Source organism: Bacteroides clarus YIT 12056 (genome assembly GCF_900129655.1).
Taxonomy (GTDB): Bacteria; Bacteroidota; Bacteroidia; order Bacteroidales; family Bacteroidaceae; genus Bacteroides; species Bacteroides clarus.
Genome location: NZ_FQWK01000002.1, coordinates 542,515 through 569,455 on the forward strand (window position 1 = coordinate 542,515; position 26,941 = coordinate 569,455).

23 protein-coding genes and 2 tRNA genes are annotated in these 26,941 nt (G+C 46.8%); 3 read left to right on the forward strand and 22 right to left on the reverse strand.

What is annotated here, in order from left to right; genetic code table 11:
• Positions 1-36: 36 nt before the first annotated feature.
• Positions 37-654 carry a fumarylacetoacetate hydrolase family protein gene (locus BUB52_RS04410; RefSeq protein ID WP_009122789.1) on the reverse strand — a complete coding sequence of 206 codons (618 nt, stop codon included), beginning with the start codon at positions 652-654 and terminating at the stop codon, positions 37-39.
• A complete protein-coding gene (locus tag BUB52_RS04415) occupies positions 654-1,310 on the reverse strand; it encodes a redox-sensing transcriptional repressor Rex (RefSeq protein WP_009122790.1) in 657 nt (218 codons plus the stop codon). The genes BUB52_RS04410 and BUB52_RS04415 overlap by 1 nt, the downstream gene beginning before the upstream one ends.
• 169 nt (positions 1,311-1,479) lie before the next feature.
• On the opposite strand from BUB52_RS04415, the gene BUB52_RS04420 reads away from it, so the two are divergent.
• Entirely contained in the window at positions 1,480-1,839 is a 360-nt protein-coding gene (locus BUB52_RS04420; protein ID WP_009122791.1) for a translation initiation factor, read from the forward strand.
• Positions 1,840-1,929: 90 nt separating this feature from the next.
• Here the strand turns inward: BUB52_RS04420 and tsf are convergent, their stop codons facing one another.
• From tsf to carB, 13 genes are all read right to left on the reverse strand, one after another.
• Positions 1,930-2,922, reverse strand: coding sequence for a translation elongation factor Ts (gene tsf / locus BUB52_RS04425; protein ID WP_009122792.1), 993 nt, complete (start codon positions 2,920-2,922; stop codon positions 1,930-1,932).
• A 128-nt stretch (positions 2,923-3,050) separates the two neighbouring features.
• On the reverse strand, positions 3,051-3,887 hold the full coding sequence (gene rpsB / locus BUB52_RS04430) for a 30S ribosomal protein S2 (protein WP_005658322.1): 837 nt from the start codon (positions 3,885-3,887) through the stop codon (positions 3,051-3,053).
• 177 nt (positions 3,888-4,064) lie between these two features.
• Positions 4,065-4,451: a 30S ribosomal protein S9 gene (rpsI, locus tag BUB52_RS04435; RefSeq protein WP_004288304.1), complete on the reverse strand. Its 387-nt coding sequence runs from the start codon at positions 4,449-4,451 to the stop codon at positions 4,065-4,067.
• Positions 4,452-4,457: 6 nt separating this feature from the next.
• Positions 4,458-4,919, reverse strand: coding sequence for a 50S ribosomal protein L13 (rplM, locus tag BUB52_RS04440; protein ID WP_004288303.1), 462 nt, complete (start codon positions 4,917-4,919; stop codon positions 4,458-4,460).
• 337 nt (positions 4,920-5,256) lie between these two features.
• Positions 5,257-5,748, reverse strand: a complete 492-nt coding sequence (locus BUB52_RS04450) for a DUF4488 domain-containing protein (RefSeq protein WP_009122795.1) — start codon at positions 5,746-5,748, stop codon at positions 5,257-5,259.
• A 156-nt stretch (positions 5,749-5,904) separates the two neighbouring features.
• Complete coding sequence (asnS, locus tag BUB52_RS04455) at positions 5,905-7,308, reverse strand: asparagine--tRNA ligase (RefSeq protein ID WP_009122796.1); 1,404 nt, start codon at positions 7,306-7,308, stop codon at positions 5,905-5,907.
• Positions 7,309-7,337: 29 nt separating this feature from the next.
• The gene (locus BUB52_RS04460) at positions 7,338-8,804 is read right to left on the reverse strand and encodes a pseudouridine synthase (RefSeq protein ID WP_039950981.1); all 1,467 of its coding nucleotides are present in this window, start codon (positions 8,802-8,804) and stop codon (positions 7,338-7,340) included.
• 141 nt (positions 8,805-8,945) lie between these two features.
• Positions 8,946-10,292 (reverse strand): adenylosuccinate lyase, encoded by a 1,347-nt coding sequence (purB, locus tag BUB52_RS04465; RefSeq protein WP_009122799.1) that lies wholly within the window; start codon positions 10,290-10,292, stop codon positions 8,946-8,948.
• Between the two features lie 155 nt (positions 10,293-10,447).
• Positions 10,448-10,522, reverse strand: a tRNA-Val gene (locus BUB52_RS04470).
• Positions 10,523-10,554: 32 nt separating this feature from the next.
• Positions 10,555-10,629 (reverse strand) — tRNA-Val (locus BUB52_RS04475).
• 130 nt (positions 10,630-10,759) lie between these two features.
• Positions 10,760-11,320, reverse strand: coding sequence for a sugar O-acetyltransferase (locus BUB52_RS04480; protein WP_009122800.1), 561 nt, complete (start codon positions 11,318-11,320; stop codon positions 10,760-10,762).
• Between the two features lie 34 nt (positions 11,321-11,354).
• Entirely contained in the window at positions 11,355-11,987 is a 633-nt protein-coding gene (locus BUB52_RS04485; RefSeq protein ID WP_009122801.1) for an HAD family hydrolase, read from the reverse strand.
• 144 nt (positions 11,988-12,131) lie between these two features.
• Positions 12,132-15,359: a carbamoyl-phosphate synthase (glutamine-hydrolyzing) large subunit gene (gene carB, locus BUB52_RS04490; RefSeq protein WP_039951031.1), complete on the reverse strand. Its 3,228-nt coding sequence runs from the start codon at positions 15,357-15,359 to the stop codon at positions 12,132-12,134.
• A 427-nt stretch (positions 15,360-15,786) separates the two neighbouring features.
• Between carB and BUB52_RS04495 the strand changes: the two genes are divergently transcribed.
• Both BUB52_RS04495 and trpS read left to right on the forward strand, forming a co-directional pair.
• Positions 15,787-16,413 (forward strand): HU family DNA-binding protein, encoded by a 627-nt coding sequence (locus BUB52_RS04495; RefSeq protein WP_009122803.1) that lies wholly within the window; start codon positions 15,787-15,789, stop codon positions 16,411-16,413.
• Between the two features lie 203 nt (positions 16,414-16,616).
• Positions 16,617-17,711, forward strand: a complete 1,095-nt coding sequence (gene trpS / locus BUB52_RS04500) for a tryptophan--tRNA ligase (RefSeq protein WP_009122804.1) — start codon at positions 16,617-16,619, stop codon at positions 17,709-17,711.
• 67 nt (positions 17,712-17,778) lie between these two features.
• Here the strand turns inward: trpS and BUB52_RS04505 are convergent, their stop codons facing one another.
• The 7 genes from BUB52_RS04505 to BUB52_RS04535 form a co-directional block, all read right to left on the reverse strand.
• Entirely contained in the window at positions 17,779-18,969 is a 1,191-nt protein-coding gene (locus tag BUB52_RS04505) for an OmpA family protein (protein WP_039950982.1), read from the reverse strand.
• A 250-nt stretch (positions 18,970-19,219) separates the two neighbouring features.
• Positions 19,220-21,115 carry a DNA mismatch repair endonuclease MutL gene (gene mutL, locus BUB52_RS04510; protein WP_009122806.1) on the reverse strand — a complete coding sequence of 632 codons (1,896 nt, stop codon included), beginning with the start codon at positions 21,113-21,115 and terminating at the stop codon, positions 19,220-19,222.
• Between the two features lie 46 nt (positions 21,116-21,161).
• Positions 21,162-21,452 carry a hypothetical protein gene (locus tag BUB52_RS04515; protein ID WP_009122807.1) on the reverse strand — a complete coding sequence of 97 codons (291 nt, stop codon included), beginning with the start codon at positions 21,450-21,452 and terminating at the stop codon, positions 21,162-21,164.
• A gap of 4 nt (positions 21,453-21,456) precedes the next feature.
• Positions 21,457-23,082: an OstA-like protein gene (locus tag BUB52_RS04520; protein ID WP_009122808.1), complete on the reverse strand. Its 1,626-nt coding sequence runs from the start codon at positions 23,080-23,082 to the stop codon at positions 21,457-21,459.
• Complete coding sequence (locus BUB52_RS04525) at positions 23,067-24,434, reverse strand: peptidylprolyl isomerase (RefSeq protein WP_009122809.1); 1,368 nt, start codon at positions 24,432-24,434, stop codon at positions 23,067-23,069. The genes BUB52_RS04520 and BUB52_RS04525 overlap by 16 nt, the downstream gene beginning before the upstream one ends.
• Positions 24,435-24,449: 15 nt before the next feature.
• Positions 24,450-25,292 carry a peptidylprolyl isomerase gene (locus tag BUB52_RS04530; protein WP_039950983.1) on the reverse strand — a complete coding sequence of 281 codons (843 nt, stop codon included), beginning with the start codon at positions 25,290-25,292 and terminating at the stop codon, positions 24,450-24,452.
• Between the two features lie 57 nt (positions 25,293-25,349).
• Positions 25,350-26,906: a peptidylprolyl isomerase gene (locus tag BUB52_RS04535; RefSeq protein ID WP_039950984.1), complete on the reverse strand. Its 1,557-nt coding sequence runs from the start codon at positions 26,904-26,906 to the stop codon at positions 25,350-25,352.
• Positions 26,907-26,941: the final 35 nt, after the last annotated feature.

Here is a 26,941-nt window from a genome sequence, read left to right on the forward strand (position 1 = left end):
TTGATTCTTTTGTTTTGATACAATAAGCAACCGAAATCAGCGAATATAGAAATCGAGCAGTTTTTCTTCTCCCAGATAACCTTGCAAATGCTGCCCGATACCGACAGGTCCTACACCGGCCGGCGTACCCGTAAACAATAAGTCGCCAATCTTCAAAGTCATGAAGCGACTGACGTAGGCTATTATATCATCTATCTTGAAAAGCATATCTGCCGTATTACCGCGCTGCACTTCCTTACCGTCTATATCAAGATGAAAATCCAGCTTCTGTAAGTCACCGCCGGCTTGTTCCGGAGAAATGAACGTACCGATAGCCGCCGAGTTATCAAACCCTTTACACAACTCCCACGGATTACCGGCCTCACGGAATTTCCTCTGCAAGTCACGGGCAGTAAAATCAATACCTACCGTCACCGCATCATAGTAACGATGAGCAAAGCGCGGAGCGATATTCTTGCCCAGCCTGCAAATACGCACTACAACTTCCGTCTCATAATGCACCTCATTGGAAAAGTCGGGAACAAAAAACGGCTTACCGTCTTTCAAGATGGCCGAATCGGGTTTCATGAAGATAACAGGTTCCTGATTTATTTGAGTATGCCCCAGCTCCTCATTATGCCGTGCATAGTTCATCCCTACCGCAATAATCTTCATTACTTTATTTCATTAAAGTTCAAACGGTTAAACATAACAGCCAGATGTGCATACAACGAGGTGTTCTGAACTACTATATCTTCCGGCACGCGGATACGGAACGGAGTAAAGTTCCATACGGCCTTAATGCCGCCGGCCACCATAGTATCCGTAATGGTCTGCGCAATCTCGATAGGTACTGTCAACACACCGATATTGACATCATATTCGCGCATTTTCTTCTCAAAGTCATTGGAGTGATAAATAGGAATGCCATTCAAGGTCGTACCCACCAAATCCGGGTTTACATCGAACGCCGCTACAATCTCCAACCCGAAATGATTCAAACCGGAGTCGCGCAACAACGCGCCTCCCAGGCTTCCTACGCCGAAAAGAAAAGCTTTATGTATATTGGTAAATCCCAGAAAATCTTCCAATACAGCAATCAACGTATCTATCTCATACCCCACACGAGTACGGCCGGAGATATTGACATACGACAAATCCTTTGCTATCTGGGAAGCATCAATATTGATTTCTTTGGAGATTTGAGTAGAGGAAACAAAGCGTTCACCTTTCTTTCTAAGCAACTTTACATTGGAAAGGTACCACGGAAGCCGGCGCAAGGTAGGTTCCGGCACCTTCATGGAGTCTTTCTTTTGTAACTGATTGTTCATAGTCTTCCCTTTAAGTTCTCAATATTATGACTGACAAAAGTAGTGCTTTTTTTCTAATCTATAACATATCTATGACAAAAGGTTAACATTATTTCTACCTATGATTGCAAACTTCCCTATAAAACCGTATTTTTGAACTCCTTTTCACAGACAATTAAAATAGATATATATGGCTAAGAATCCAAAAGACAACGACTGGAAAGACAGACTGAACGTGGTGTACTCCACCAACCCCGACTTCAATTACGAAATGGACGATGAAGAAGAGCAAGCCACTCTCCAACCTTCCCAACAGCGTCTGCGCGTACAATTGGACCGCAAGAACCGAGGTGGTAAAGTCGTAACTCTCATTACCGGATTTGTCGGTACGGAAGATGATTTGAAAGAATTGGGCAAGTTCCTTAAAAGTAAATGCGGCGTGGGCGGAAGCGCCAAAGACGGAGAAGTCATTGTACAAGGAGACTTTAAACAAAAAGTGCTGGAATTACTGAAGAAAGAGGGATATACACAAACCAAACCGGTGGAGTAACCTGATTCCGCTTTAAAAACATAATAAATAAAAACGGTCGCTATGGATATTTCCATGCGACCGTTTCTATTTATTTCTATTCGTACAGAATTATTCAGCACGCAGAGTGAAACGCTTGAAGTCGACGATCTTCAGTTCGGGATCAGCTTCTTTCAGCACTTCTCTTACTGTCTTCTTAGCATCCATGATGTCTTCCTGGTTCAGCAAGCAAACTTCTTTCAAGAATTTACCCAAACGACCCTTAGCGATGTTCTGAATCATCTGTTCGGGCAAGTTAGCAGCCTTTTCAGCGGAAACGGTAGCGATGATTTCTTTAGCTTTTGCCACGTCTTCAGCTGTAATCCAGCCCTTAGCCATGTTGCTTTCCATATGGTCTTCGCTGTCTACGTGAGCCGGGTTGATATTCGCTTTCTTCAAAGCAGCCTCAACAGCCTTCTGTACTTGTTCAGCTTTTGTCTTCTCGATGGCAACATCGATTTCTTTCTGCTTAACTTCCTCAGATACGCCGTCTTCATCGATAGCCAACGGATTCATAGCGGCAATCTGCATAGCTACTTGCTTAGCCAACTGCTCGTTTACTTCCTTGTTGAAAGCAACGATTGTACAAAGACCGTTTCTGTTCATGTGGTTGTACACAACAGTGGTTGTACCCTCTACGGTCAGATAACCGTCGAGTTCCATTTTCTCGCCTGTAATACCGCTACGGTCTGTTACAGCATCCTGTACGGTACCGTTACCCATCGGCAACGCTTTCACTTCATCCAAAGTCTTGCACTTGTTGGCGACAGCGAGATCAAGGATATCCTGAGTCAGTTTCACGAAGTCTGCATTCTGAGCAACGAAGTCGGTTTCGCACTTCAAAGCGATGATAACCGCAAAGTCACCGGTAGTCTTAGCCAAAACGCAACCTTCAGAAGCTTCACGGTCTGAACGCTTAGCGGCAACAGCCTGTCCCTTCTTACGGATAATTTCCATTGCCTTGTCGAAATCGCCTTCAGCATCATTCAATGCATTCTTGCAATCCATCATACCAGCACCGGTCATTTTACGGAGCTTGGTTATATCAGCCATACTTACAGCCATAATATCTTTCCTTTATATTTTAGTTAATAAATATCGTTCTAAAAAGCGAAAAAGAGCTGAGAATAGAGAATTGAGAATTGCCGTAAAGTAACTCTCAACTTTCAATTCTCAACTCTCGGTTCTATGATTTAAGCCTCTTCGTCTTCCTTGATAAAAGCGGCAGCTTTGGCTGCGTTGATTGCTTCCTCGTCAGACTTGTCGAGTCTTGCTTTTGTAGCTTTCTTCTTGCCTTTGTTGGCAGGAGCTTCGCCGGCGGCTTCCATATCCACCTTTTCAGCCTTACGTTCTTCCAAACCTTCCTGCATAGCGGCGCAGCAAGCATCCAAGATAACTTCTACCGACTTGGTAGCGTCATCATTTGCCGGAATAACGAAGTCGATGTTTGTAGGATCGGAGTTGGTATCAACGATACCGAATACCGGAATACCCAAACGGTTAGCTTCGCGAACTGCAATATTCTCTTTCATTACGTCGATAACGAACAAAGCGGACGGCAGACGAGTCAGGTCGGCGATAGAGCCCAAAGTCTTGTCCAACTTAGCGCGTTGACGGGAGATTTGCAGAATTTCTCTCTTAGAGAGGTTAGAATAAGTACCATCGTTAGTCAACTTATCGATAGTAGCCATCTTCTTCACAGCCTTACGGATTGTCGGGAAGTTAGTCAACATACCACCCGGCCAGCGCTCGATTACATAAGGCATATTTACAGATGCAGCCTTGTCGGCAACCACCTGCTTAGCTTGTTTTTTAGTAGCAACAAACAGGACTTTCTTTCCTGATTTAGCGATTTGCTTCAAAGCTTCAGCAGCTTCGTCAATTTTAGCAACCGTCTTGTTGAGGTCAATGATATGAATACCATTGCGCTCCATGAAGATATAAGGAGCCATTGCAGGGTTCCACTTTCTTTTCAAGTGACCGAAGTGACAACCGGCTTCCAATAATGTATCAAAATTTGTTCTTGACATTTTGTTTTAATCTTTAAATCGTTTACTTTCTTTTTTGTTTTTTCTAAACCAACCGCCGGGTAGCCTATCCAGATGAAGAGTCCCGGTAGTTTAGATACTAAACGCTTTTTCAGTTGAGAGTTGAGAGGTGAAAGTCGAGAATTAAGCAACTTGTCCGCCCCAACCGTTCTCCAACTCTTAACGTTTACTGAACTGGAATCTACGACGAGCTTTCGGCTGTCCCGGTTTCTTACGTTCAACAGAACGGGGATCGCGGGTCATGAAGCCTTCAGCGCGGAGAGCAGCCTTGTCTTCAGCATTGATTTTCACCAGCGCGCGAGCGATTGCAAGACGCAATGCCTGAGACTGACCGGTAAAACCGCCACCGCAGAGGTTTACTTTGATGTCGTACTTTTCAGCAACACCCAGTTTGTTCAACGGTTGTTTCACTACATACTGAAGAATGCTTGATGGAAAGTACTCTGCGAGGTCTCTCTTGTTAATAGTAATCTTTCCAGTACCTTCGCTTACGAAAATACGTGCAATTGCACTTTTACGTCTGCCTAATGCATTTACTACTTCCATTATCTCTTATTTAAGTGCGTTAATATCAATCATTTTCGGGCTCTGAGCTTCATGTTTGTGCTCGCTGCCTGCATAAACGTACATATTGCCCAGCAATTGAGCACCCAGTTTATTCTTAGGCAACATACCCTTTACTACTTTTCTCAGCAACTTGTCATCACCGTTCGGTTTTGCCTGCAAACGAGCAGGAGTGATTTCTCTCTGACCGCCGGGATAGCCTGTATATGACAGATATACCTTGTCATTCCATTTGTTACCGGTTAATTTTACTTTGTCGGCGTTGATAATGATTACATTATCGCCACAATCTACGTGAGGAGTAAAGTTTGGTTTATACTTTCCTCTCAACAGTTTCGCAACTTTCGCGCCCAGACGACCCAATACTTGATCCGTAGCGTCAACAATGACCCATTCTTTAGTCACTGTAGCTTTGTTTGCAGAAATGGTCTTGTAACTTAAAGTATCCACTCTTAATTGTTTTTTTAAATGTTACTACTAAATGTTTTGCTTCACCACGAATTAACCGCCTCGGACAAAGGGAGATTAACTCGCTATGAATTAAATGCTTATCCTTATGAGATAATAATCGGCTTGCAAAGGTACGGATTTTCTTATAACTGGCAAACGTTTTCTTCTTTTTTTTAAATTGCACTTGGCTGATATACAACAAAAAGAAATTATCTTCCGAAGAAATAAAAATATCCCCGGAAGATAATTTCAAAAGTTCCCGCCCGCGCATGCAAACACCTGTAAACAGGACATTCCCGGATTTGCGCAAGGGGTATGAAATGGCATTTGTTTTCTGTTACCGGACAATATCCTCCGGAAATGCGGATGGCATATTTACCCGTTTCCAGGTTTCATGAAACCATGTATTCAGTTCATTTCCGTTTAAATCTTTTGCGATAAAATATTTCAGATACATCACACCGCCCTCGCCCATTTCAAATTCAAGGATATTATCCTTATTATCCAACATAGGCAGATGGATGTTCTTCTCGATGCTTTCCTTATAGGCCGTACCCGATATTTGCCGATAGGTGCCATACCCCGTAATAATGGCGTCCGCACCGGGTCGTATCGTGAAGTTAACAATACGGCCGTCATCGCTCAGCACCTTAAATGTATTGCTCGGCTTCAATATTCCGGGAATATCCGGATTTTCGGACACATAATGACACAACTGCCAAATACCTTCCAGATGCGCCGGCTCGAAAACAGCCTTATCCTGCGCCCGGACTCCTGTTACCGCAAGCAGCACCGCCGCCAGCATGGTAAAGAAATAACTCTTTTTCATATTCGTATGATATTGGTTAACGCTATGTCATTCCTGTTGACACAAATATAAAGATTTATTTTGAGAAAATAACAGTTTATCGCATAAAAAAGCCCGCATAAACCAAAGTTTATGCGGGCTTATCCGTTAAAGATATTCTATTCCGTTCTCCATCGATTAGAACTCCGCATTGCGCGGAGTACGCGGGAACGGTATCACGTCACGAATATTAGTCATACCGGTTACGAACAGCAACAGACGCTCAAAGCCTAATCCGAAACCTGAGTGCGGACACGTACCGAACTTACGGGTATCAAGATACCACCACATATCTTTCATCGGGATATGAAGCTCCTCGATACGGTTCATCAGTTTAGCGTAGTCGGACTCACGCTCGGAACCTCCGATAATCTCGCCAATCTTCGGGAAGAGTACATCCATGGCACGTACCGTTTTACCGTCGTCGTTCTGTTTCATATAGAACGCCTTGATTTCTTTCGGATAATCCGTCAGGATAACCGGACGCTTGAAGTGCTCTTCCACCAAATAACGCTCGTGTTCGGAAGCCAGGTCGACGCCCCAGTATACGGGGAACTCGAACTTATGTCCCTTCGCTACGGCTTCTTCCAGAATCTTGATACCTTCCGTATAAGGCAGACGAACGAAGCTTTCTTTCAGAACACCCTGCAGACGTTCTACCAAGCCCTTGTCAAACATATCGTTCAAGAACTTCACGTCATCGGCGCAGTTATCCAAAGCCCACTGTACGCAGAACTTGATGAATTCTTCCGCCAAGTCCATGTTATCGGCAATGTCGTTGAACGCGACTTCCGGCTCAACCATCCAGAACTCCGCCAAGTGACGGGGAGTATTGGAGTTTTCGGCGCGGAACGTAGGTCCGAACGTATAGATAGCGCCCAATGCCGTAGCGGCGAGCTCACCTTCCAACTGGCCGGAAACCGTCAGGCTGGCCTGTTTGCCGAAGAAATCGTCATCGTAGATAATGGAACCGTTTTCATCTTTCTTCAAATCATACAGGTTCATCGTAGTAACCTGGAACATCTGTCCGGCGCCTTCACAGTCAGAACCCGTAATGATAGGCGTATGGAAATAGAAGAACCCTTTCTTATGGAAGAACTCATGAATGGCGATAGCCATATTGTGACGAATGCGGAACACAGCGCCGAACGTATTCGTACGCGGACGCAGATGGGCTATCTCACGAAGGAACTCCATAGAATGTCCCTTTTTCTGCAAAGGATATGTATTGTCGCAAGTTCCCAACACTTCGATTTCACGAGCCTGGATTTCGGCTTTCTGACCGGAGCCTACCGATTCCGTCAGCACACCGTTCACGCTCAAACAAGCGCCTGTGGTAATATCTTTCAGCATCTCCTCATCGAAGTTCGCCAAATCCACCACAATCTGCACATTATTTATTGTAGAACCGTCGTTCAGCGCGATAAAATTAACTTGCTTACTACCTCTGCGGGTACGAACCCAGCCTTTCACGTTGACCATAGCGCCAAAATCCTCGCGCTTCAACAGGTCAACAATCTTTGTTCTACTAATTTTTTCCATAAAACAGTTATTATACCTTATTATATATATTATTCGAAAGAGCCCATACGCAGGAAGTTTACCTCCGGTTCAGTGAGGTAACGCCACTCGCCGCGACGCAAGCCTTTCTTGGTTAAGCCGGCAAAGAATACACGGTCCAGTTTCACAACCTTATATCCCAGCGATTCGAAAATACGACGCACGATACGGTTCTTACCGGAGTGGATTTCTATGCCCACCTCATCTTTTTTGAATTCATCAGTGTAACTGATAGCATCCGCCTGGATTTCACCGTCATCCAACTGAATACCGGCCGCAATCTGCTCCATATCGGCTTTAGTCAGATTCTTATCCAAGTGCACATGATATATTTTCTTTTTCAGATACTTGGGATGAGTCAGCTTGGAAGCCAGGTCACCGTCGTTCGTCAGCAACAATACTCCCGTAGTATTACGGTCCAGACGACCTACCGGATAGATACGTTCGTCGCAAGCGCCTTTCACCAAATCCATTACAGTACGACGCGCCTGCGGATCATCGGAAGTTGTCACCGTATCTTTCGGTTTGTTCAACAGAACATATATCTTACGTTCGATGCTGACCGTCTGATCGTGGAACTTCACTTCATCGCCACGCTTAATCTTAGTACCCAATTCCGTAACCACCTCTCCGTTTACAGACACTACACCGGCTGTAATAAACTCATCCGCTTCACGACGCGAGCACACACCGGCATTAGCCAGGAACTTATTCAGACGAATCGGTTCGTTCGGGTCGACAAACTGTTCCTTATACTCTATCTGTTTCTTCTTGCTGTACTTGGCATTGGGATCGTAATCCCCCGTACGGCGAATCGGACGGCTGTAACTATCCCTGTTGCCATAAGGGCGTTGAGGACGGTCGCCATTCGAGTTATAGCGCGGACGGAAAGGACGGTCGCCACCGGCATTGTTACCGTAAGGACGCTGAGGACGGTCGCCGCCTTCGCTGTTATAACGGGGACGGTAAGGACGGTCACCACCGGCATTGTTGCCGTAAGGACGCTGAGGACGGTCACTACCTTCGCTGTTATAGCGGGGACGGTAAGGACGGTCACCACCGGCATTATTGCCGTAAGGACGTTGGGGACGGTCGCCGCCTTCACTGTTATAGCGGGGACGGTAAGGACGGTCACCGCCGGCATTATTACCGTAAGAGCGTTGGGGGCGGTCGCCGCCTTCACTGTTATAGCGGGGACGGTAAGGACGGTCGGTATTATAAGAACGCTGAGGGCGGTCGCCATTCTCCGCATTCGGATTAAAACGCGGACGGTAAGGGCGGTCACTGCCGTAAGAGCGTTGCGGACGATCGCCGTTTTCACCATTAAATTTCGGACGATAAGGGCGGTCCCCATTTTCACGGTTATAAGACGGGCGGCTATAGCTTCCCTCTCTGTTAAATTGGTTACCATCACGGCCGGCGCCTGAGTTCTCCTCTGAGGAAGAAGCATCACGCCAAGTTTCATTTTCTGTACTCATTGTTTTTTTTATTCGAATAAAATTAAACCTACTGGCCTCACGGCCATTCTTTCTTTATCTCTGATTACCTTTTCTTTTATTTTAGCTTATAAACAAAATCCGGATTAAAAAGTTGAATGTTCCGGACTCTCTTGTCGCTTCTTAAAGCCCCGTATATGTATGGGGAGTAATTGCACGTAATTCTTTCTTTATCTCTTCGCTTACATTCAATTCTTCGATGAATTCTTTAATAGAATTCTCAGTGATAGCCTGATTGGTACGCGTCAACGCTTTCAGCGCCTCGTAAGGATGCGGATAGGCCTCACGGCGCAGGATTGTCTGGATGGCCTCGGCCACGACACTCCAGCAGTTATCCAAATCGCGGTAAATAGCCGTTTCGTTCAACAGCAGCTTCCGCAATCCTTTCAATGAACTCTGAATGGCAATTACGATATGCCCGAACGGAACACCCACGTTACGCAATACGGTAGAGTCCGTCAGGTCGCGCTGCAGACGTGACACCGGCAACTTCACGGCCAGATGCTCCAGAATAGCGTTCGCTATCCCCAGATTACCTTCGGCATTCTCAAAGTCAATCGGATTTACCTTATGCGGCATTGCGCTCGAACCGACCTCACCCGCCTTAATCTTCTGCTTGAAGTATTCCATGGAGATATACTGCCAGAAGTCACGGTTCATATCAATCATCACCGTATTAATGCGCTTCATCGCATCGAAGACAGCGGACAGATTATCATAATTGGAAATCTGGGTCGTATACTCCTCACGCTCCAGTCCCAGCTTCTCCGCAACAAACTTATTACCGAAAGCCTTCCAGTCATATTCCGGATAAGCCACATGATGCGCATTGTAATTTCCCGTAGCACCGCCAAACTTGGCGGTAACCGGGCAAGCCTTCAGTGCAGCCAGCTGGCGTTCCAAACGGTATACAAACACCATTACCTCTTTTCCCAAACGAGTAGGAGAAGCCGGCTGTCCGTGTGTCTTGGCAAGCATAGGAATGTTCGCCCACTCTTCCGCATAAGCACGGAGTTGCGCTATCAGTTCCTCTATCTGAGGGTAATACACCTGCTCCAATGCCTCTTTGACAGACAAAGGAATAGAAGTATTGTTGATATCCTGTGAAGTCAGTCCGAAGTGGATAAACTCTTTATAGTCGTCCATTCCGCCCAGCTTATCAAATTCTTCTTTCAAAAAATATTCAACAGCCTTCACGTCATGGTTAGTCACGCTTTCAATATCCTTGATACGTCCGGCATCGGCTTCTGAAAAATTGCGGTAAATGTTTCTCAATGTTTCGAACACACCCTTATCCACCCCTTTCAACTGGGGTAAAGGCAGTTCACACAAGGTTATAAAATATTCCACTTCAACCTGTACACGGTATTTTATCAGTGCGAATTCTGAGAAATAGGCGGCCAAAGCATCCGTCTTGCCCCTGTATCGACCGTCAATCGGAGAGATTGCGGTAAGTAAATCAAGTTCCATACGTCGTATTTATGATAATTATCGGGCTGCAAAATTACGGCTTTTTTCCGAGTAATAAGGTATAAAGAAGAAATAAATTACAAAAATGAAGTCGCAGGACAAAAAAATAGCCTTGCATGATATATGCAAAGCTATTTTCAATAAAAACTACACTGTGGGCGTTGACGGATTCGAACCGCCGACCCTCTGCTTGTAAGGCAGATGCTCTGAACCAGCTGAGCTAAACGCCCTTTTGACGAACGGAAGTGTTTGGATTTTTGTGTGGGCGTTGACGGATTCGAACCGCCGACCCTCTGCTTGTAAGGCAGATGCTCTGAACCAGCTGAGCTAAACGCCCGTACACTTCCGTTTCAAAAGCGATGCAAAGGTACAGCTTATTTTGAAACTACCAAAACTTTCGCCATCTATTTTGCAAGTTTTTTTTCACACAATACCGACTGTTATTGAAATTCAAGCAATTAGCCTCATCACTTTTTTACTTCATTTTTTCGGATTACCCTTGCCGGATTCCCAACGGCTACACAATCGGACGGAATATCTTTTGTCACTACACTCCCCGCACCTATAATACAACGGTCGCCAATGGTTACCCCGGGACAAATAACAGTGCCGCCGCCAATCCAGCAATCTTCACCTATCGTCACCGGATAGGCGTGTTCCTGCTCCACACGCCGTTCCAGATAATCAAACGGATGCTGAGGGGTGTAAATCTGCACACAAGGTCCTATCAGCGTATACGCTCCGACAGTGATGTAACCACCGTCCAGGAAAGTACAATTGGAATTGATAAAGACATGTTCCCCAAGACGGATACCGTCACCATGGTCGCAACAGAAAGGCGGCCAAATAGTGGCGGAAGCGGGAATACCGGGTATCAATTCTTCCAATACGCTCCGGCATTCTTCATCATAACCGCTCGTGGCATTCAGTCTCAGCAACAGTTTCTTCGCACGTTTAAAACGCTCCTGAATTTCCGGAGAAGCAGTATTCGCCAATTGCGAGCTTCTCATTTTATCTACTTCACTCATACTCTTATCCTAATTGCTTTTCATTGCAAATATACTACAAACCATTACATGTATGCAACAACGCTGTCAGCTTTTCCATCCAATCTTCATCGGGAGCTACATGCAACCCGCGTATGCCAAGCGCTTCCGCAGCCTTGATATTCTTTAAGCTGTCATCTACGAATATCGTTTCTTCGGCTTTCATACCGTCAGCGGCCAACGCTTTAAGAAAAATATCAGGTTCAGGCTTGTAAGCCCGCATTTCATAACTGCAAAACAGTGTATCGAAGTAATCGCTTATCGGTCTGTGTTCGTCACTGAACTTATCGCTACGGGTAAAAGCCATAATAAACGGGTTGGTATTACTAAGCAGGCAGACATGGTATTCACCCCTCAGCTTCAACAAATTATGAAGCCTGTCCACCGGAACATCACGTATAAAGCCCAACCAGCAATGCTGCGCTTCATCCCAACTGACAGACTCACGTCCGGCAGCCTCAGCCATTCTCCGGCAAAACTCGCCGGCGTCGATTTTTCCCGTTTCCACATCCAGGAAAAAACCTTTCTGGCCATATTCACCCATGTAATCATCCGTATTCACTCCCATCGCCCGAAAACGGCGATAAGCCTCTTCCGAATTCTGGCGGAATATCACACCGCCCATATCAAATAATAGATTCTTTATCATACGCCAATGCCTATTTAAGGAAAAGAGGCTGTACAAAACTCTGATAAACATATCATTCTGTCATCAGCTACGCTCTGCACGACAGAATGATAGTGGGATTCGAGTTTGGTACAACCTCTTTATTACAATAACATACCAACCGGCTTATTTATATTCCTGCCAGCTCTTGATTTGGATATCTTCCATTTTCATCTCACAGAAAGCTTCAATGAAAGCGCCTGCCAGACGGGCATTCGTAATCAACGGAATATTGTGGTCGATAGCGCCGCGGCGAATCTTGTAACCGTTAGTCAGCTCGCGTTTGGAATGATTCTTCGGAATATTTACAATCAGGTCGAACTTATGCTCGGCAATCATTGTCATTACATTATTTTCCGCATCGGCACGTTCATCCGGCCAGAACACGGCTTCGGTGCTTACGCCATGCGCATTGAGGAATGCGGCGGTACCTGCCGTAGCGTAAATCTTATATCCCTTCGCAAAAAGCATGCGGCTGGCATCCAGCAAATCCACTTTCGATTTCATCGCGCCGGAAGAGAACATCACACCCTTTTCAGGACGCGGAATCTTGAAGCCGGTAGCAATCATGGAGTTCAGCAACGCTTCAGAGAAGTCGTCACCGATACAGCCCACCTCACCCGTAGAGGACATATCCACACCCAATACAGGGTCTGCGTTGTGCAGGCGGGAGAATGAGAACTGGGAAGCCTTCACGCCGATCCAGTCGATGTCGAACGCCGACTTGTCCGGACGGGAATAAGGAGCATCCAGCATAATCTTCGTGGCGGTTTCGATAAAGTTGCGTTTCAGCACTTTAGACACAAACGGGAAACTACGTGAAGCGCGCAGGTTACATTCGATAACTTTCACCTCGTTGTTGCGTGCCAGGAACTGGATGTTGAAAGGACCGGAAATATTGAGCTCTTTTGCAATCTGGCGGCTGATTTTCTTGATACGGCGCGCCGTAGCGAAGTAAATCTTCTGCGCCGGGAATACCAGTGTAGCGTCACCGGAGTGTACACCGGCAAACTCAACATGCTCGGAGATGGCATATTCCACCACCTCGCCGTTTTGAGCAACAGCGTCAAACTCAATTTCTTTCGTATTCTGCAGGAACTGGGAAACCACTACCGGATATTCCTTGGAAACCTCGGCAGCCATTTTCAGGAAGTTCTCCAATTCTTCTTCATCGTAGCATACGTTCATCGCAGCGCCGGAAAGCACATACGACGGACGCACCAATACCGGATAACCCACTTTCTCAACGAAGCCCTTCACGTCTTCCAGACTGGTAAGTTCCTGCCAAGCCGGCTGGTCGATACCGAGCTGGTCGAGCATGGCTGAGAACTTGTTACGGTTCTCCGCACGGTCGATAGAGATAGGAGAAGTACCCAGCACAGGAACAGACTGGCGATGAAGCTTCATAGCCAGATTGTTGGGAATCTGTCCGCCCACGGACACGATTACGCCGCGCGGTTGTTCGAGGTCGATAACATCGAGCACACGTTCGAAAGACAGCTCATCGAAGTACAGGCGGTCGCACATATCATAGTCGGTAGACACTGTTTCGGGGTTATAGTTAATCATGATGGATTTGTAACCCAGCTTGCGCGCAGTCTGGATGGCGTTCACCGAACACCAGTCGAACTCTACGGAAGAACCGATGCGGTAAGCGCCCGAACCCAATACAACCACCGATTTCTCATTCTTATAATAGTTCACATCATACCCCTGTACGGCATACGTCATATAGAGGTAGTTCGTCAGCTCAGGATGTTCGGAAGCGATGGTATTGATGCGTTTCACAGCCGGAAGAATACCCAGCTCCTTACGACGGGCGCGCACCATGAGGTTTTCCTTCTCCATATTGCCTTCCGGACTCAGCACGAAGCGTGCAATCTGGAAGTCGGAGAAACCGAGCACTTTCGCTTCGCGCAGCACGTCGGCCGGAATGTCTTCCACTTTATCATATTGCGAGAGTTTATTCTTATAGTCCACAATGTTCTTCAGCTTGCCGAGGAACCAGGGATCAATTTTCGTCAGTTCGAAGATACGGTCGATTGTATAGCCTTTTTCCAAAGCCTGGGCGATAGCGAACACACGCAGGTCGGTGGGATGAGACAATTCGTGATCCAAATCATCGAATTCCACATCGTCATTGCCTACAAAGCCATGCATGCCCTGGCCTATCATACGCAGACCTTTCTGGATAATTTCCTCGAAAGAGCGGCCGATAGACATGATTTCGCCCACCGACTTCATGCTCGAACCGATTTCGCGAGACACACCCGCAAACTTAGTCAAGTCCCAACGGGGAATTTTACAAATCAGGTAATCCAACTGCGGAGCCTCGTAAGCGGAATTAGGAGTACCCATTTCGCCGATTTGGTCGAGCGTATAGCCCAATGCAATCTTGGCGGCAACGAAAGCGAGCGGATAACCGGTGGCTTTGGACGCCAATGCGGAGGAACGGGACAGACGGGCGTTCACCTCGATTACGCGATAGTCGTTGGTCTCGGCGTTGAACGCATACTGGATGTTACATTCGCCCACGATGCCGAGGTGACGGATACATTTGGTAGAAAGTTCCTGCAACATCTTCACCTGTTCGTCGGTAAGAGAGCAGGTTGGAGCAACCACGATAGACTCACCGGTATGAATGCCCAGCGGGTCGAAGTTTTCCATGCTTGCCACGGTGAAGCAGTGGTCGTTGGCGTCGCGGATTACCTCGAATTCGATTTCCTTCCAGCCTTTCAGGGATTCTTCCACCAGAATTTGCTTGGAGAACGTGAAAGAACTTTCAGCCAGCTTGACAAACGCTTCCTCGTCCGGACAGATACCACTGCCCAAGCCGCCCAAAGCGTATGCCGAACGCACCATTACCGGATAGCCGATTTCGCGGGCAGCCTTCAGGGCGTCTTCCATGCTTTCCACGGCGTGGCTCTTCGGAGTTTTCATAGGAATCTCATCCAGCTTCTTCACAAAGAGGTCGCGGTCTTCCGTATACATGATAGCCTCTACCGAAGTACCCAATACACGTACGCCGTATTTTTGCAAAGTACCGTTCAGGTAAAGTTCCGTACCGCAGTTCAGCGCAGTCTGTCCGCCGAAAGCCAACAGGATACCGTCCGGCTGCTCTTTCTTAATGATTTCTTCTACGAAATAAGGAGTTACCGGCAAGAAGTAAACTTTATCGGCAATACCTTCCGACGTCTGGATTGTAGCAATATTCGGGTTAACCAATACCGAACCCACACCTTCTTCGCGCAAAGCCTTCAAAGCCTGCGAGCCGGAATAGTCAAACTCCCCGGCCTGACCGATCTTGAGCGCACCTGAGCCCAAGACAAGCACTTTCTTCAAATTCTTTTCCATATTCTCTTGTTGTCTATTAAGTTCATTCTTCACGTTCCGGCACAAAAAAAATGCGTTACCCGAATAAGGATTAACGCATTACCAAAGAACTAAAAATATCGTTTTCGAAAAAAGAGAAACCGACAGCCAGCGAATGAAATTCATTCGAACGTAGGTTGTATGTACTTCTCTTTTCCTGCGGTTGCATAGTTATCTCTAAAATTTTTGCAAAGTAACGACTTATTTACGATTTGAGCAAATTAATCAAAAGAATAAATTTCTTATCCGAAAAGAATAGTTACTTTTGTTGCAACGCAATCTTAGAATTAAACTTTGATTTATAGGAACTAAAGTATCGTTTATAAAAACTAAGATTTAATTCTTAAGAACAGAAGTTTAATTCTGAGATTGCGTTGCAACAATACCCACTTTATAATACAAGGAAATCATGTCTGCACAGTATATAATGAAGAAAATGCCCGATATTCATGGAACGGGCGAGGAAATCACCTATCCGCAAATGGTTATGACGGGGCAAACGGGAACTCGTGAACTGGCGGAATACATATCCGCGAAGTGCGCTTTTGCCAAAGGGGTCACCGAAGGGGTGATACTGGAGCTTGGAGAAGCATTGGCGCATGAAATGGCCATGGGACGCTCGGTTAAGATAGAAGGGATAGGCGTATTCTCACCCGCACTTGCCCTGCGTGAGGACAAAGAACGCGAAAAGACCGATGAAAATGCGGTACACCGCAACGCCCAAAGCATCGTTGTGGGCAACATCAACTTCCGGGCCGATAAAAGACTGGTCGGAGAAACCCGCCGGAAATGTCGTTTGGAGCGTGCTCATTGGCGTCCGCGCCGTTCTTCGCAAAAATACGTTCCGGAACAACGTTTGGACATAGCCCGGAAATACCTGGAAGAGAATCCGTACCTCACCGTACGCATCTATTGCCGGCTGACCGGATTACTGAAAAGTTCCGCTACCACGGAATTGCGTAAATGGGCGCATACGCCCGAAAGCGGAATCGGCATCAGCGGCTATGGCAGCCACCGCATATATATAAAGGAATAAGGACAGGGCGGAGCTTTCACCGTTTAATTTTTAAAGCGATGCACTGTATTCGACGAAAATAATGGTATCTTTGCATTCCGTTATAACAGACAAGATGTTAAGTATATGTTGAAATTCGGTTTATACCAAGAGTATCTGTCATTCAGACGGTATAAACGAAATCATACGTATTTACTTATAAGAAAAAAATAATAAATACAGATATGGCAAAAGAAAAAATCATCCTCACGGGCGACCGCCCCACAGGACGCCTGCACATCGGACATTATGTAGGCTCGTTGAGACGCAGAGTGGAGTTGCAGAACTCCGGACTGTATGACAAGACATTCGTGTTCATCGCCGATGCGCAAGCATTGACAGACAACATGGAGAATCCTGAAAAAGTACGTCAGAACGTTATCGAGGTAGCCCTCGACTATCTGGCTTGCGGACTGGACCCGGCGAAGAGTACCATCTTCATCCAGTCGCAGATACCGGAACTGTGCGAACTGACTTTCTATTATATGGACCTTGTCACCGTATCGCGCCTGCAACGCAACCCGACGGTAAAGACGGAAATCCAGATGCGCAACTTTGAAACGAGTATTCCGGTAGGGTTCTTCACCTACCCCATCAGCCAGGCCGCGGACATTACAGCGTTCCGCGCCACCACCGTTCCCGTCGGCGAAGACCAGGAACCGATGATTGAACAGGCCCGTGAAATCGTACGCCGCTTCAACTTCATCTACGGCGACACGCTGGTGGAGCCGGAAATCCTTCTGCCGGACAATGCAGCCTGTCTGCGCCTGCCGGGTACGGACGGAAAAGCCAAGATGAGCAAGTCTTTGGGCAACTGTATCTACCTTTCCGATACCGCCGACGAGGTTCAGAAAAAAGTGAAGAGCATGTACACCGACCCCGACCATCTGCGCGTACAAGACCCGGGTAAGATTGAGGGCAATACCGTATTTACTTACCTGGATGCCTTCTGCCGTCCCGAACACTTCGAGCGTTACCTGCCCGACTATCCTTCCTTGGAAGAGCTGAAAGCGCACTATCAACGTGGCGGTTTGGGTGATATGAAAGTGAAAGGTTTCCTCAACAATATCATGCAGGAAACGTTGGAACCGATTCGTAATCGCCGCAAGGAATTCGAGAAAGATATTCCGGCCATCTACGATATGCTGAAGAAAGGCTGTGAAGCGGCACGCGAAACAGCCGCAGCGACATTGGACGACGTGCGTCGAGCCATGAAGATTAACTACTTCGATGATGCGGAACTTATCGCGGAACAGGTAAAGAAATTCAGCGCGGAATAAAGAAAAGCATACAAGAAAGGGCTGTACCCGTCACCGGATACAGCCCTTGTTCTTTTCCATTTATCTGTTAGTTGGCAGATTTTACTAATACCACACGGTTCAGAATCGGTTGTCCGAACTTGTCGACGCCACCGTCGGCGGAAACTTTCAAGCGGTTGGCAGGAATACCGTAATCCTTTACCAAAACATCTACCACGGCCTGCGCACGTTTCAAACTCAACTCTTTGTTGAACTCAGGAGTACCTGTTGCAGAGTCGGCGTAACCGTTTACCGTATAAGTTGCATTCGGGAACTCTTGCATCTGTTTTGCCAGGTAAGAGATGTTCATAACCTCACGCGGAGACAATTCGGCAGAACCTATCTTGAAGAATACGGTACGCGGCGCGATGTTCGGATCGGTAACGACAACTTCGGTTTCGGTAACTTCTACCGGTCTGTTCTGCGCTGCGGTCAGAGCTGACTCCAACTGTTGGTTGGCGGCAGCCATTTCAGCCATCTGTTGCTGCATGGCAGACAATTCGAGAGCGGAAATCAACTGTGGCATCGGACGGTTGAAACCACGTTTCGGGAAGTGGTAAGTCAAGCCGAGCGTAGCACTGAATACGCCGTCATAACCTTTGCCGGCAACTGTTCCGTCGAACTTATCCTCAACACCCATCGCACTGAGCTCCAGATTAATGTCTATCGCATTCGAGATACGGAAGCGGTTGATAATACCTGCGTTTACCGACAGCGCCTGACGGTGAGGCTTTGTATAGTTATGAGTAATACCGGCTCCCAGGTAAGGGATGATTTCGTATACACGGTCCTGGTTGTATCCGCCAAACAGGGCATTCAGGTTGAACATTACGTCACCGTGGAAGTTCATATAGTCAAAGCGTTGCTTGTACGAACCGTTTTCACGTTGGGTACCCTTTACATAATCGGCTAACGGGTCTGCCGTGAAACCTTTTGCCTGAAGGCCGCTATACTGCAAACGCAATCCGAGCCCCGGAGTAAACCATTTACCGACAGAGATATTCATCGTAGGGCTGATACGCTTACCGAAGTCGCCCAACTCCTGATCGTTGTCTCCATACATTACCGATGCACCACCACCGATAGAGAAGAACCAGTTGCTCCAGAACGGATTTGTGATTACTTGGTACTTATCCTGTACCTGAATAATGTCTACCTGTTCTACAACAACAGGTTTTTGCTGCGCCATAGCGGCAGAAGATACGCCGGCCAAAGCCAGCAACATTAGAATCTTTTTCATATACCTTAAATAGTTAAGTTGGTTAATTAAATTCTTTATCATTCAAACTGATTAATTAACGCCGGCAAGACTAAAAGGTTCTGAAAAAAAGATTTTTTTTAATAGTTGTGGACAAATAATATAAAAAGCAGGCACGGATTATACGGAAAATCAGGGATTTATTTATCGTCACCTGTGAAGTTCCATATAATCCGTGCCCGGAATTTATACCGGCCCTCTATGCTTTATAAAGGGAAAAGTACGCAAATCGTCATTTCAGGAACAGCTTTTCAATGTCCTCTTCCTTGATAGTGGCAAGAACCGTACGCCCGTCAGGCGTATAGTTGGGAGTGGAACAAGCAAACAGGCTGTCCACCAGATTGGACATCTCATCATTGCTCAGCACTTGTCCGTAGACAATGGCTGCCGCACGCGCCAGTGTCAGCGCAAGGATAGTCCGGACTTCTTCCTTAACGTCATTACCTTTCTCCATAGCGGTATGTACCATATTGCGCACCAGCTCCACGGGATTCAATCCTTCGATACCGGAAGGAATACCGTTGATGGCGTAACTGCCTCCGCCCAAAGGACTGAGGTCGAAGCCCACTGCCGCCAAATCATCCGACAGGCTTTCCAGTACCGCCGCCTCGGAAGCCGGCAACTGAATCATTTCCGGAAACAGTACTCCCTGAGATACCCCTTGTTTCTGGCGAATCTGATTCATATACCGGTCGAACAACACACGTATATGCGCACGATGCTGGTCTATCAGCATCAAACCGGACTTTACGGAGGTAAGAATAAAGCGTCCCTTGAATTGCAAATGCTGCGCTCCCTTCTCCATCGAAGAAGGCTCACCGGAGTACAACAAAGACGATTGGGAAGATGCCGCAACCGGTTCTGCCACGGCAGAAGCCGTTTCCCCGAAATCAAAAGGCTCTTCCGCCATAACAGGCTCGTTCATCTTGCTCGCTTTCTCCAAGCCGGAGTACAAACCCTCCCATTCCACGCTCTGACGGGAATAATTACCTCCGCCACCGTAGGAAGAGGCAGATGAAGTTTTGAAAGGATTGAAGTCCGCATTATAATGCACTTTAGGCGGTTCAATAGGGCGGCTTTGCTCAAATGCCGGAATATCGGGCATACCCTCGGTGTCAAAGTCGATGGACGGTACGGCGTTGAACTTGCCAAGCGATTCTTTAACGGCGGCCGAAAGTATCTGCCAAATAGCCTGTTCATTCTCGAACTTGATTTCCGTCTTCGTAGGATGTATATTCACATCTATGTTGGCAGGGTCGACTTCGAAATAGATGAAATAGGATATTTGCTCCCCAGCGGGAATCAGTTGCTCATAAGCATCCATAACCGCTTTATGGAAATACGGATGGCGCATGTAGCGTCCGTTCACGAAAAAGTACTGATGCGCGCCTTTCTTGCGGGACGTCTCCGGCTTCGCCACAAAACCGGAAACCTTTATCATCGTTGTATCTACATCCACCGAGAGCAGTTGCTGGTTCAGTTTCTTACCGAATACGGCAAGAATACGTTGGCGCAACGGCATGACGGGCAGATTGAACAGCTCTGTATCATTGCTGTACAGATAGAAAGCGACATCGGGATGCACCAAAGCGATACGCTCAAACTCGGTCAGGATATTACTCAGCTCCGTTGAATTCGCTTTCAGGAATTTACGGCGGGCGGGAATATTGAAGAACAGGTTTTTTACGGAAAAGTTACTGCCCTTAGGACAAGATACGGCTTCCTGGCTTTCGACCTTGGAACCGGCAATCACAAGCCGCGTACCGAGCTCTTCATCAGCCGGACGGGTTTTCAGTTCCACCTCTGCCACCGCGGCAATAGAAGCCAATGCCTCGCCGCGGAAACCCATCGTACGCAAAGCGAACAAATCGGACGCTTCACGTATCTTAGAGGTGGCATGGCGTTCAAAGGACAGACGGGCATCCGTTTCGGACATTCCCTTTCCATCGTCGATAACCTGAATGCAGGTTTTTCCGGCATCCGTTATCAAAACATGTATTTCTCCGGCTTCCGCATCAATCGCATTTTCTACCAATTCTTTGATGACAGATGCCGGACGCTGAATCACCTCTCCGGCAGCAATCTGGTTCGCAACCGAATCGGGCAGCAAATGAATGATATCGCTCATGATAAGTAGTAAGTATAAAGTATGAAATATAAAGGTACGGAAAAATTCAGATAATACCGTTGGTTATAGCGTACCACAGGTATATCAGCAAAGCTATGATAAGCAGCAGTACTCCCAGATGAACGGGTTTACGCCCGCTTTCCTTGCGACGCTTCAGATGGGTGGTACCCTCAATGAACTTTCCCCGGATATCTTCGGGTGAAAACTCTTTTTCCGGCAACATGCCTAATTCGCGCTTGGCATCTTCTTCCATTTTAGCCAGCTTCTCTTTCCGTTCATCCACATAGATATATGAATGGTGAAAACCTCGCGGCTTACGCATTGTAAACATTCCCATAGCGTTATTTTTTAGTTCGTTTTATATGCATATCTCTTGGCGAAGTTAAAGGTTTCCGGTCACTTTTTTGCAATGTTTCACCCGCTTTTTTACCTCGCCACTCAAAGATGTCATACTTATCCAACGGACGGATGTAATCAAACCACACGAAGGACGGCAGTTTCATCTTGTCCGCCGGTATCTGGTCCATGGGATACAATATACCATTGGACTTGCCTATTAAAGCGGCTTCTTCCATTTTGCGGTCTTTGAGATAAATACGAAGGAAACTGCCTTCGGCATAATTCATTCCGATCATCGTACTGTCTTTCTCCTCCGGATAGAAGATAATCAGAACATTACCGTTCACATCCACACGGCGCATATCTCCATTTTGGAAAAAGGCTTTCATCTCCTTACCCGTCACCTGGTTATAATGGACAGAATCTTTTTGTTCGACAGCCAATGCCTGGTTGATGATATGCGCCCAATCGATGGTGCTGTCATTCATGTAGACCTTTATCTCCTCACCGAGCAATTGCTGCGCACCATGCCACAGGATGGGGTCTGTGTACATTGTCATGCAGGAATCTTTGGAGTTGTAGACCAAAGAGTCGCACACCGCCTGCACATCCGTCCGATAGGCACGTACTTTATGATAAACACGCATTTCACGATAAGCGGAATCGGTATTCATATGGTAAGTTACCAATCGCAAGGTGTCGCCATGCATGAAAAGGCTGTCGCCCTGGGAATAGTCTATGGCAACCGCACGCCGGGTGGCAATGGCATTGCCGGTCAGTTCATTGTAGAAACAGTAATTACCGGTAAGCATATTCTTGTTTACCGTATCATTCATCTGTACATTATCGAAGGCTTCGCCATATCCCAATTTGCGATCGTAAAAAAGACTGTCGCCGGTAAGTTTCTTGCCTTCATTAGTCAATACGGAACGGTCTAATAATTCCGCTTGCTCGGAAACGGTGTTATACTCTCCGCGCTCCGAATAGATATGATTCTTATCGCTGACAATATCGGAAGGCCCCAGAATAGTGGCTATTTTGGACTCCGTACTGTATTTCAACGTGTCGGAAGTAAGGACAAATTTGGGATTTACCAGTTTCACCTCATGGTTGAACACCGCCAGTTTGGTTGCCGGACTGTACTCTCCCCATTCGGAAGTAAGGACATTTTCCTCATCGGTCAGCGTACCGCCGTCAAAGTAATATCCTAAATTGTAAAGACGGTCGTAATTCAGGCTATCCGTCGTCAGTTCCGTATTACGATTAATCATGCGGACATTCTCACGCAACATGGCAAGCTGCGACATCCCGTCATAATACAGGTAGTCACCGTATATAAATAAGGTGTCTCCCTGCTCCATGCGGACATTGCCGAACGCTTCTACGGAATTGATTTTTTCGTAAATCAGAGCGCTGTCGCAAAACATGTACATACTGTCATGCTTCATCCGGACAGAACCAATCAACACCTGCACATCGGGGCGCAACTGTTTATCCGCCTGCGCCTCATCGGCATAAAGCAAATCCACACGTTTCTTTTTCTTGTCAGGCTCACTTTTCCTGTCCTGGGCGCTCAGCAAACAAACGCCGAACAGGCATATCAAACCAATTATCAGTCTTTTATCCATCCCGGATACTTGAATGTACAGTTTCTCCAATTTTCGTTGATGCGAACGTAAGTGTGTTTCTGTTTTTCACGAATCCACTTGTCCAGCATTTCATCACGACGTTTCTCCAATACGATTTCCTTCAAGTTCTGATAATCGTCGGCAACGGTTGCCTTATGACCGTTTGTACGGCTTTTCAGTTTCACGATAACACATTCCTCCTTACCTGTTTTCTGCGGAATCATGGTGAAGGCTTCAGAGATTTCCCCTACTTTCATTTTGTCTACCACTTTGGCGATTTCGGGCGGCAACTCCTGCATCTCGAATTTGGAAGTGTTGGTATTGGGATTAGGCAGCAAACCATGATTGTTGCGCGTATCCTTGTCTTGCGAAAGTACCGATGCCGCTTCCTCAAAAGAGAATTTTCCATTACGGATATCATCGGCGATGGAATCCAGACGCGCCATACCTGAAACTAACGCTTCTTCGGGTATATGCGGCTTCAGCAAAATATGACGCACTTTAATACGGTCGCCCCGCTTCTCCATCAACTGGATAATATGGAAACCGAACTCAGACTCTACAATCTTAGATACTTTATTGGGGTCTTGCAGATTGAACGCCACGTTTGCGAAAGCAGGGTCCAGATATCCGCGTCCCGTAAACGGCATTTCGCCGCCGTTGATAGCCGTTCCGCGGTCTTCCGAATACATACGCGCCAACGTGGAAAAGCTGGTTTCGCCCTTCGTAATACGATCGGTAAAGTCGCGCAAACGTTTCTTTACGTTCTCTATTTCTTCCAAAGGAACTTTCGGCTGCTGAGTGATTATCTGTACCTCTACCTGGGTCGGAATATAAGGAATACTGTCTTGCGGAAGGTCTTTGAAGTAACGGCGCACCTCGGCAGGCGTTATCTTGATTTCACCGACCAGTTTCTGCTGCATTTTCTGTACTTTCAAACCCTCACGCGCATTGTCACGCAAGGTTTCACGAATCTGGCTAGAGGTCTTATTGAAATACTCCTCCATTTTTTCGCGGGAACCGATGTTGGTGATATACATATTCGTCATATAGTCCACACGCTGGATAACTTCAGCTTCGGAAACTTCAATACTGTCGAGTGCGGCCTGATGCAGAAACAACTTTTGTACGGCAATTTCTTCCGGTATCACACAGTAAGGGTCTCGGTCGAACTTACGCCCTTCGTACAAAGCGCTCATACGCGCCTCTTCCACTTCGGACTTTAATATAGCCTCGTCGCCTACTACCCACACAACCTCGTCAATCACATTGTCTTGTCCATAAACGGTAGAACCGGCTAACAGCGTCAAGGCAAATAAAACTACAAACTTAAAGTTCATACACTTCTTCATTCTTGGTGTCTTATACTAATAATATTTAATTTTGTCTCTTTTCTCCGCACGTCGATACAAGTCTTCTTTCACTTGCTTCATAAACTCCACCTGCTTCATATTGAGCATCATATCTTTTACTTGGGTACGGGCGAACTCATACGGTTCCTGTTCTCCCACGGCACGATAATCACTCACATTCAGGAAATAATGAAAGGCCGTGTCTTTCAATTCCACGTGACGGTTCTTATTCAGATATTCTCCGGCATCGGGCACTTTCAGCGGCATCAAATCCATCACCTCGGTTATCGGCACCCACTTGTCGTAAAAATACTCGTACTTCACCGCATTCTGCAAACTGTATTTTTCCAGATGTTCCACAGCTTCGCGGGTTTCCGTCTTGTACCAACGGCGGACACTGCCCAACTGAGGAGCCGTAAGAGGGACTTTTATGAACAATCCTTTCATCAAAGGACGATCCACCTTAAAAAGTTCCTGATGTTTCTCATAGTAACTGGTCAGTTCCGCTTCCGAGATTTCTTCGGAAAGAGTTTGATTTATCAATTCCTGCTGATAAGTGTGCATAATCAGCGCTTTCCGATAATTCTCCACCAACTTGTCTATTTCATCGCTGTTGGGAATATTGCTTTGAGCTTTCTCGTACAACAATACATCTTCCGCCCAGTTACGGATATAATGTTCGGCAAACAACAGACTGTCATCCTTCGACAAATCCGCGGGAAGCACCGATTGCAAGTCCTCATGGTAAAGGAAGTTGCCATCTAATTCCACCAGCGGCGTTCGTCCTCCGTGATCGTGCCGCTCCTTGCATGATCCGCAGAAAAGAAGAATTAAAAGCCCCAGACAGGTTGTTCGCATTATCAACTGATATTTACTATATTTTAAGGTACGAAGATACGGCTTTAATCGGTTGCATCAGTGATTATTAACGGTTTTTAAAACCTCTTGGTTAATTTCAACCTTAGCCGAGGCTCGTAAACGGGCTGTCCACTGATTATCCAAATAGTTCTGATAATCCGCGACCAACCGGTCTCTTACCTCCCGATAGTCGTCCGGGCCTTTTACCTTTTCACCTAACACAGCAGTAAAAGGGAATGACACCATCGAAGCGGCATCCTTACCTTTGAACACTAAATCATCGACATACGCATTGTCACCGGGAGCGAACAATCCCTGTTCCGCAAAAATCTGAGGCTGCGCACCGGCATTAAACGTCAGACGAATCGCATCCTTCCATTCCGCCTCCGGCAGGCTCTTCAAAAACTTACGGGCCTGTTTGGCAATACGTTTGCTCACTCCATGCAGTACAATGCCTTTGTATCGCGGCTCTTTCCACTGATAATCGGAACGGTGCTTTTCGAAGTAAGCTTGCAGTCCGGCTTCATCCGTCGCAGCCCGTTTACGGATTTCTTGTTCCGTAATCTTATCCGCCAGCAACCGATTCCCGTAGTCCCGTACTAAACAACGTAAATCCGGATGTTTCTGCTCTAAACGCGTATTTTCATAATCGAGCACGGTTTTCATTATGAAAGCATCCAACTGCCTGTGCACACCGGCCGGATACGCCGCCGCAAAACGGGCAAAATCGTGTCCCGTATAGTTTTTTCCCGCCAGTGTAAACAAAGTACGGTTTGTTCTCCCTGTATTTATCAGCTCGTCCACACCTGTTTTGTCGGGGGTATACCGATATTCTTTCTTTAATTTCTCCACCTGCGCCTCTGCACCCGAATCCACTCCGTGACGATGTGCCCGGCGAGCCATCAGCTCCTCTTTCACACTCTCAAAAGAAGGCATCTCCAATCGTTCAAGAACTTTTACAATATGAATACCTTGCGGAGTAAAAAAGGGCTGAGACATTTCTCCCGCCGACAGGCCGAAGACCACATCTTCAAACTCTACCGGCATCTGCAGCCAACTCACCCGGAATGCCTGTTTCTCATCGGAGAAACGCTCTACACAGGAATCAAAAGCCTCGCTATCCGGATTTCTTTGAAGATACTCATAAATGGAGTCCATCCGGGCAACCGCATCACGCAATGCGGCACCGGATACGTTCTGAGGAAGGTATTTAAAAATATGGCTTACACGTACTTGCCCTGCACGATGACCGGATTTCATTTTGTCGTACAACCTGCGGGCAGCTTTTTCGGTTACAACCGTATCGGTCAGGTACGATTTTATCAACCGGCTGCGGTAACCTTCCACTCTTTCACGGAAAGCAAGAGCCGTATCCAACCCGGCCGCCTCGGCGGCAGCGACTTTCAGCTTAAAGTTCACAAACCGCTCTGCATACTTCTCCGGTGCGGCATCCTTAGGAGCAAGTGACGCTTTATCCCTGTTATAGTTATACTCGAATTCAGAACGCAATACATCTTTCCCGCCGATGCGCATCAACACCGGGTCTTGTTGAGAGAAAACACTCCAACTCAACCCGAGAAAAACCATCATCAAACAACTTCTTATCATAATCATCTATCTAAATAAGCAAAACCAAACAACAGGTAATA

Bases quoted from the DNA above. Each gene is read 5' to 3' on its own strand.
- BUB52_RS04485 (WP_009122801.1), bottom strand. From the start codon at position 11,987: ATGATAAAGAATCTATTATTTGATATGGGCGGTGTGATATTCCGCCAG.
- purB (WP_009122799.1), bottom strand. From the start codon at position 10,292: ATGGAACTTGATTTACTTACCGCAATCTCTCCGATTGACGGTCGATAC.
- BUB52_RS04415 (WP_009122790.1), bottom strand. From the start codon at position 1,310: ATGAACAATCAGTTACAAAAGAAAGACTCCATGAAGGTGCCGGAACCT.
- carB (WP_039951031.1), bottom strand. From the start codon at position 15,359: ATGGAAAAGAATTTGAAGAAAGTGCTTGTCTTGGGCTCAGGTGCGCTC.
- BUB52_RS04520 (WP_009122808.1), bottom strand. From the start codon at position 23,082: ATGGATAAAAGACTGATAATTGGTTTGATATGCCTGTTCGGCGTTTGT.
- BUB52_RS04450 (WP_009122795.1), bottom strand. From the start codon at position 5,748: ATGAAAAAGAGTTATTTCTTTACCATGCTGGCGGCGGTGCTGCTTGCG.
- BUB52_RS04530 (WP_039950983.1), bottom strand. From the start codon at position 25,292: ATGCGAACAACCTGTCTGGGGCTTTTAATTCTTCTTTTCTGCGGATCA.
- BUB52_RS04515 (WP_009122807.1), bottom strand. From the start codon at position 21,452: ATGGGAATGTTTACAATGCGTAAGCCGCGAGGTTTTCACCATTCATAT.
- BUB52_RS04410 (WP_009122789.1), bottom strand. From the start codon at position 654: ATGAAGATTATTGCGGTAGGGATGAACTATGCACGGCATAATGAGGAG.
- BUB52_RS04480 (WP_009122800.1), bottom strand. From the start codon at position 11,320: ATGAGTGAAGTAGATAAAATGAGAAGCTCGCAATTGGCGAATACTGCT.
- BUB52_RS04420 (WP_009122791.1), top strand. From the start codon at position 1,480: ATGGCTAAGAATCCAAAAGACAACGACTGGAAAGACAGACTGAACGTG.
- rpsI (WP_004288304.1), bottom strand. From the start codon at position 4,451: ATGGAAGTAGTAAATGCATTAGGCAGACGTAAAAGTGCAATTGCACGT.
- rpsB (WP_005658322.1), bottom strand. From the start codon at position 3,887: ATGTCAAGAACAAATTTTGATACATTATTGGAAGCCGGTTGTCACTTC.
- asnS (WP_009122796.1), bottom strand. From the start codon at position 7,308: ATGGAAAAAATTAGTAGAACAAAGATTGTTGACCTGTTGAAGCGCGAG.
- BUB52_RS04460 (WP_039950981.1), bottom strand. From the start codon at position 8,804: ATGAGTACAGAAAATGAAACTTGGCGTGATGCTTCTTCCTCAGAGGAG.
- trpS (WP_009122804.1), top strand. From the start codon at position 16,617: ATGGCAAAAGAAAAAATCATCCTCACGGGCGACCGCCCCACAGGACGC.
- mutL (WP_009122806.1), bottom strand. From the start codon at position 21,115: ATGAGCGATATCATTCATTTGCTGCCCGATTCGGTTGCGAACCAGATT.
- BUB52_RS04495 (WP_009122803.1), top strand. From the start codon at position 15,787: ATGTCTGCACAGTATATAATGAAGAAAATGCCCGATATTCATGGAACG.
- BUB52_RS04525 (WP_009122809.1), bottom strand. From the start codon at position 24,434: ATGAAGAAGTGTATGAACTTTAAGTTTGTAGTTTTATTTGCCTTGACG.
- tsf (WP_009122792.1), bottom strand. From the start codon at position 2,922: ATGGCTGTAAGTATGGCTGATATAACCAAGCTCCGTAAAATGACCGGT.
- BUB52_RS04535 (WP_039950984.1), bottom strand. From the start codon at position 26,906: ATGATTATGATAAGAAGTTGTTTGATGATGGTTTTTCTCGGGTTGAGT.
- BUB52_RS04505 (WP_039950982.1), bottom strand. From the start codon at position 18,969: ATGAAAAAGATTCTAATGTTGCTGGCTTTGGCCGGCGTATCTTCTGCC.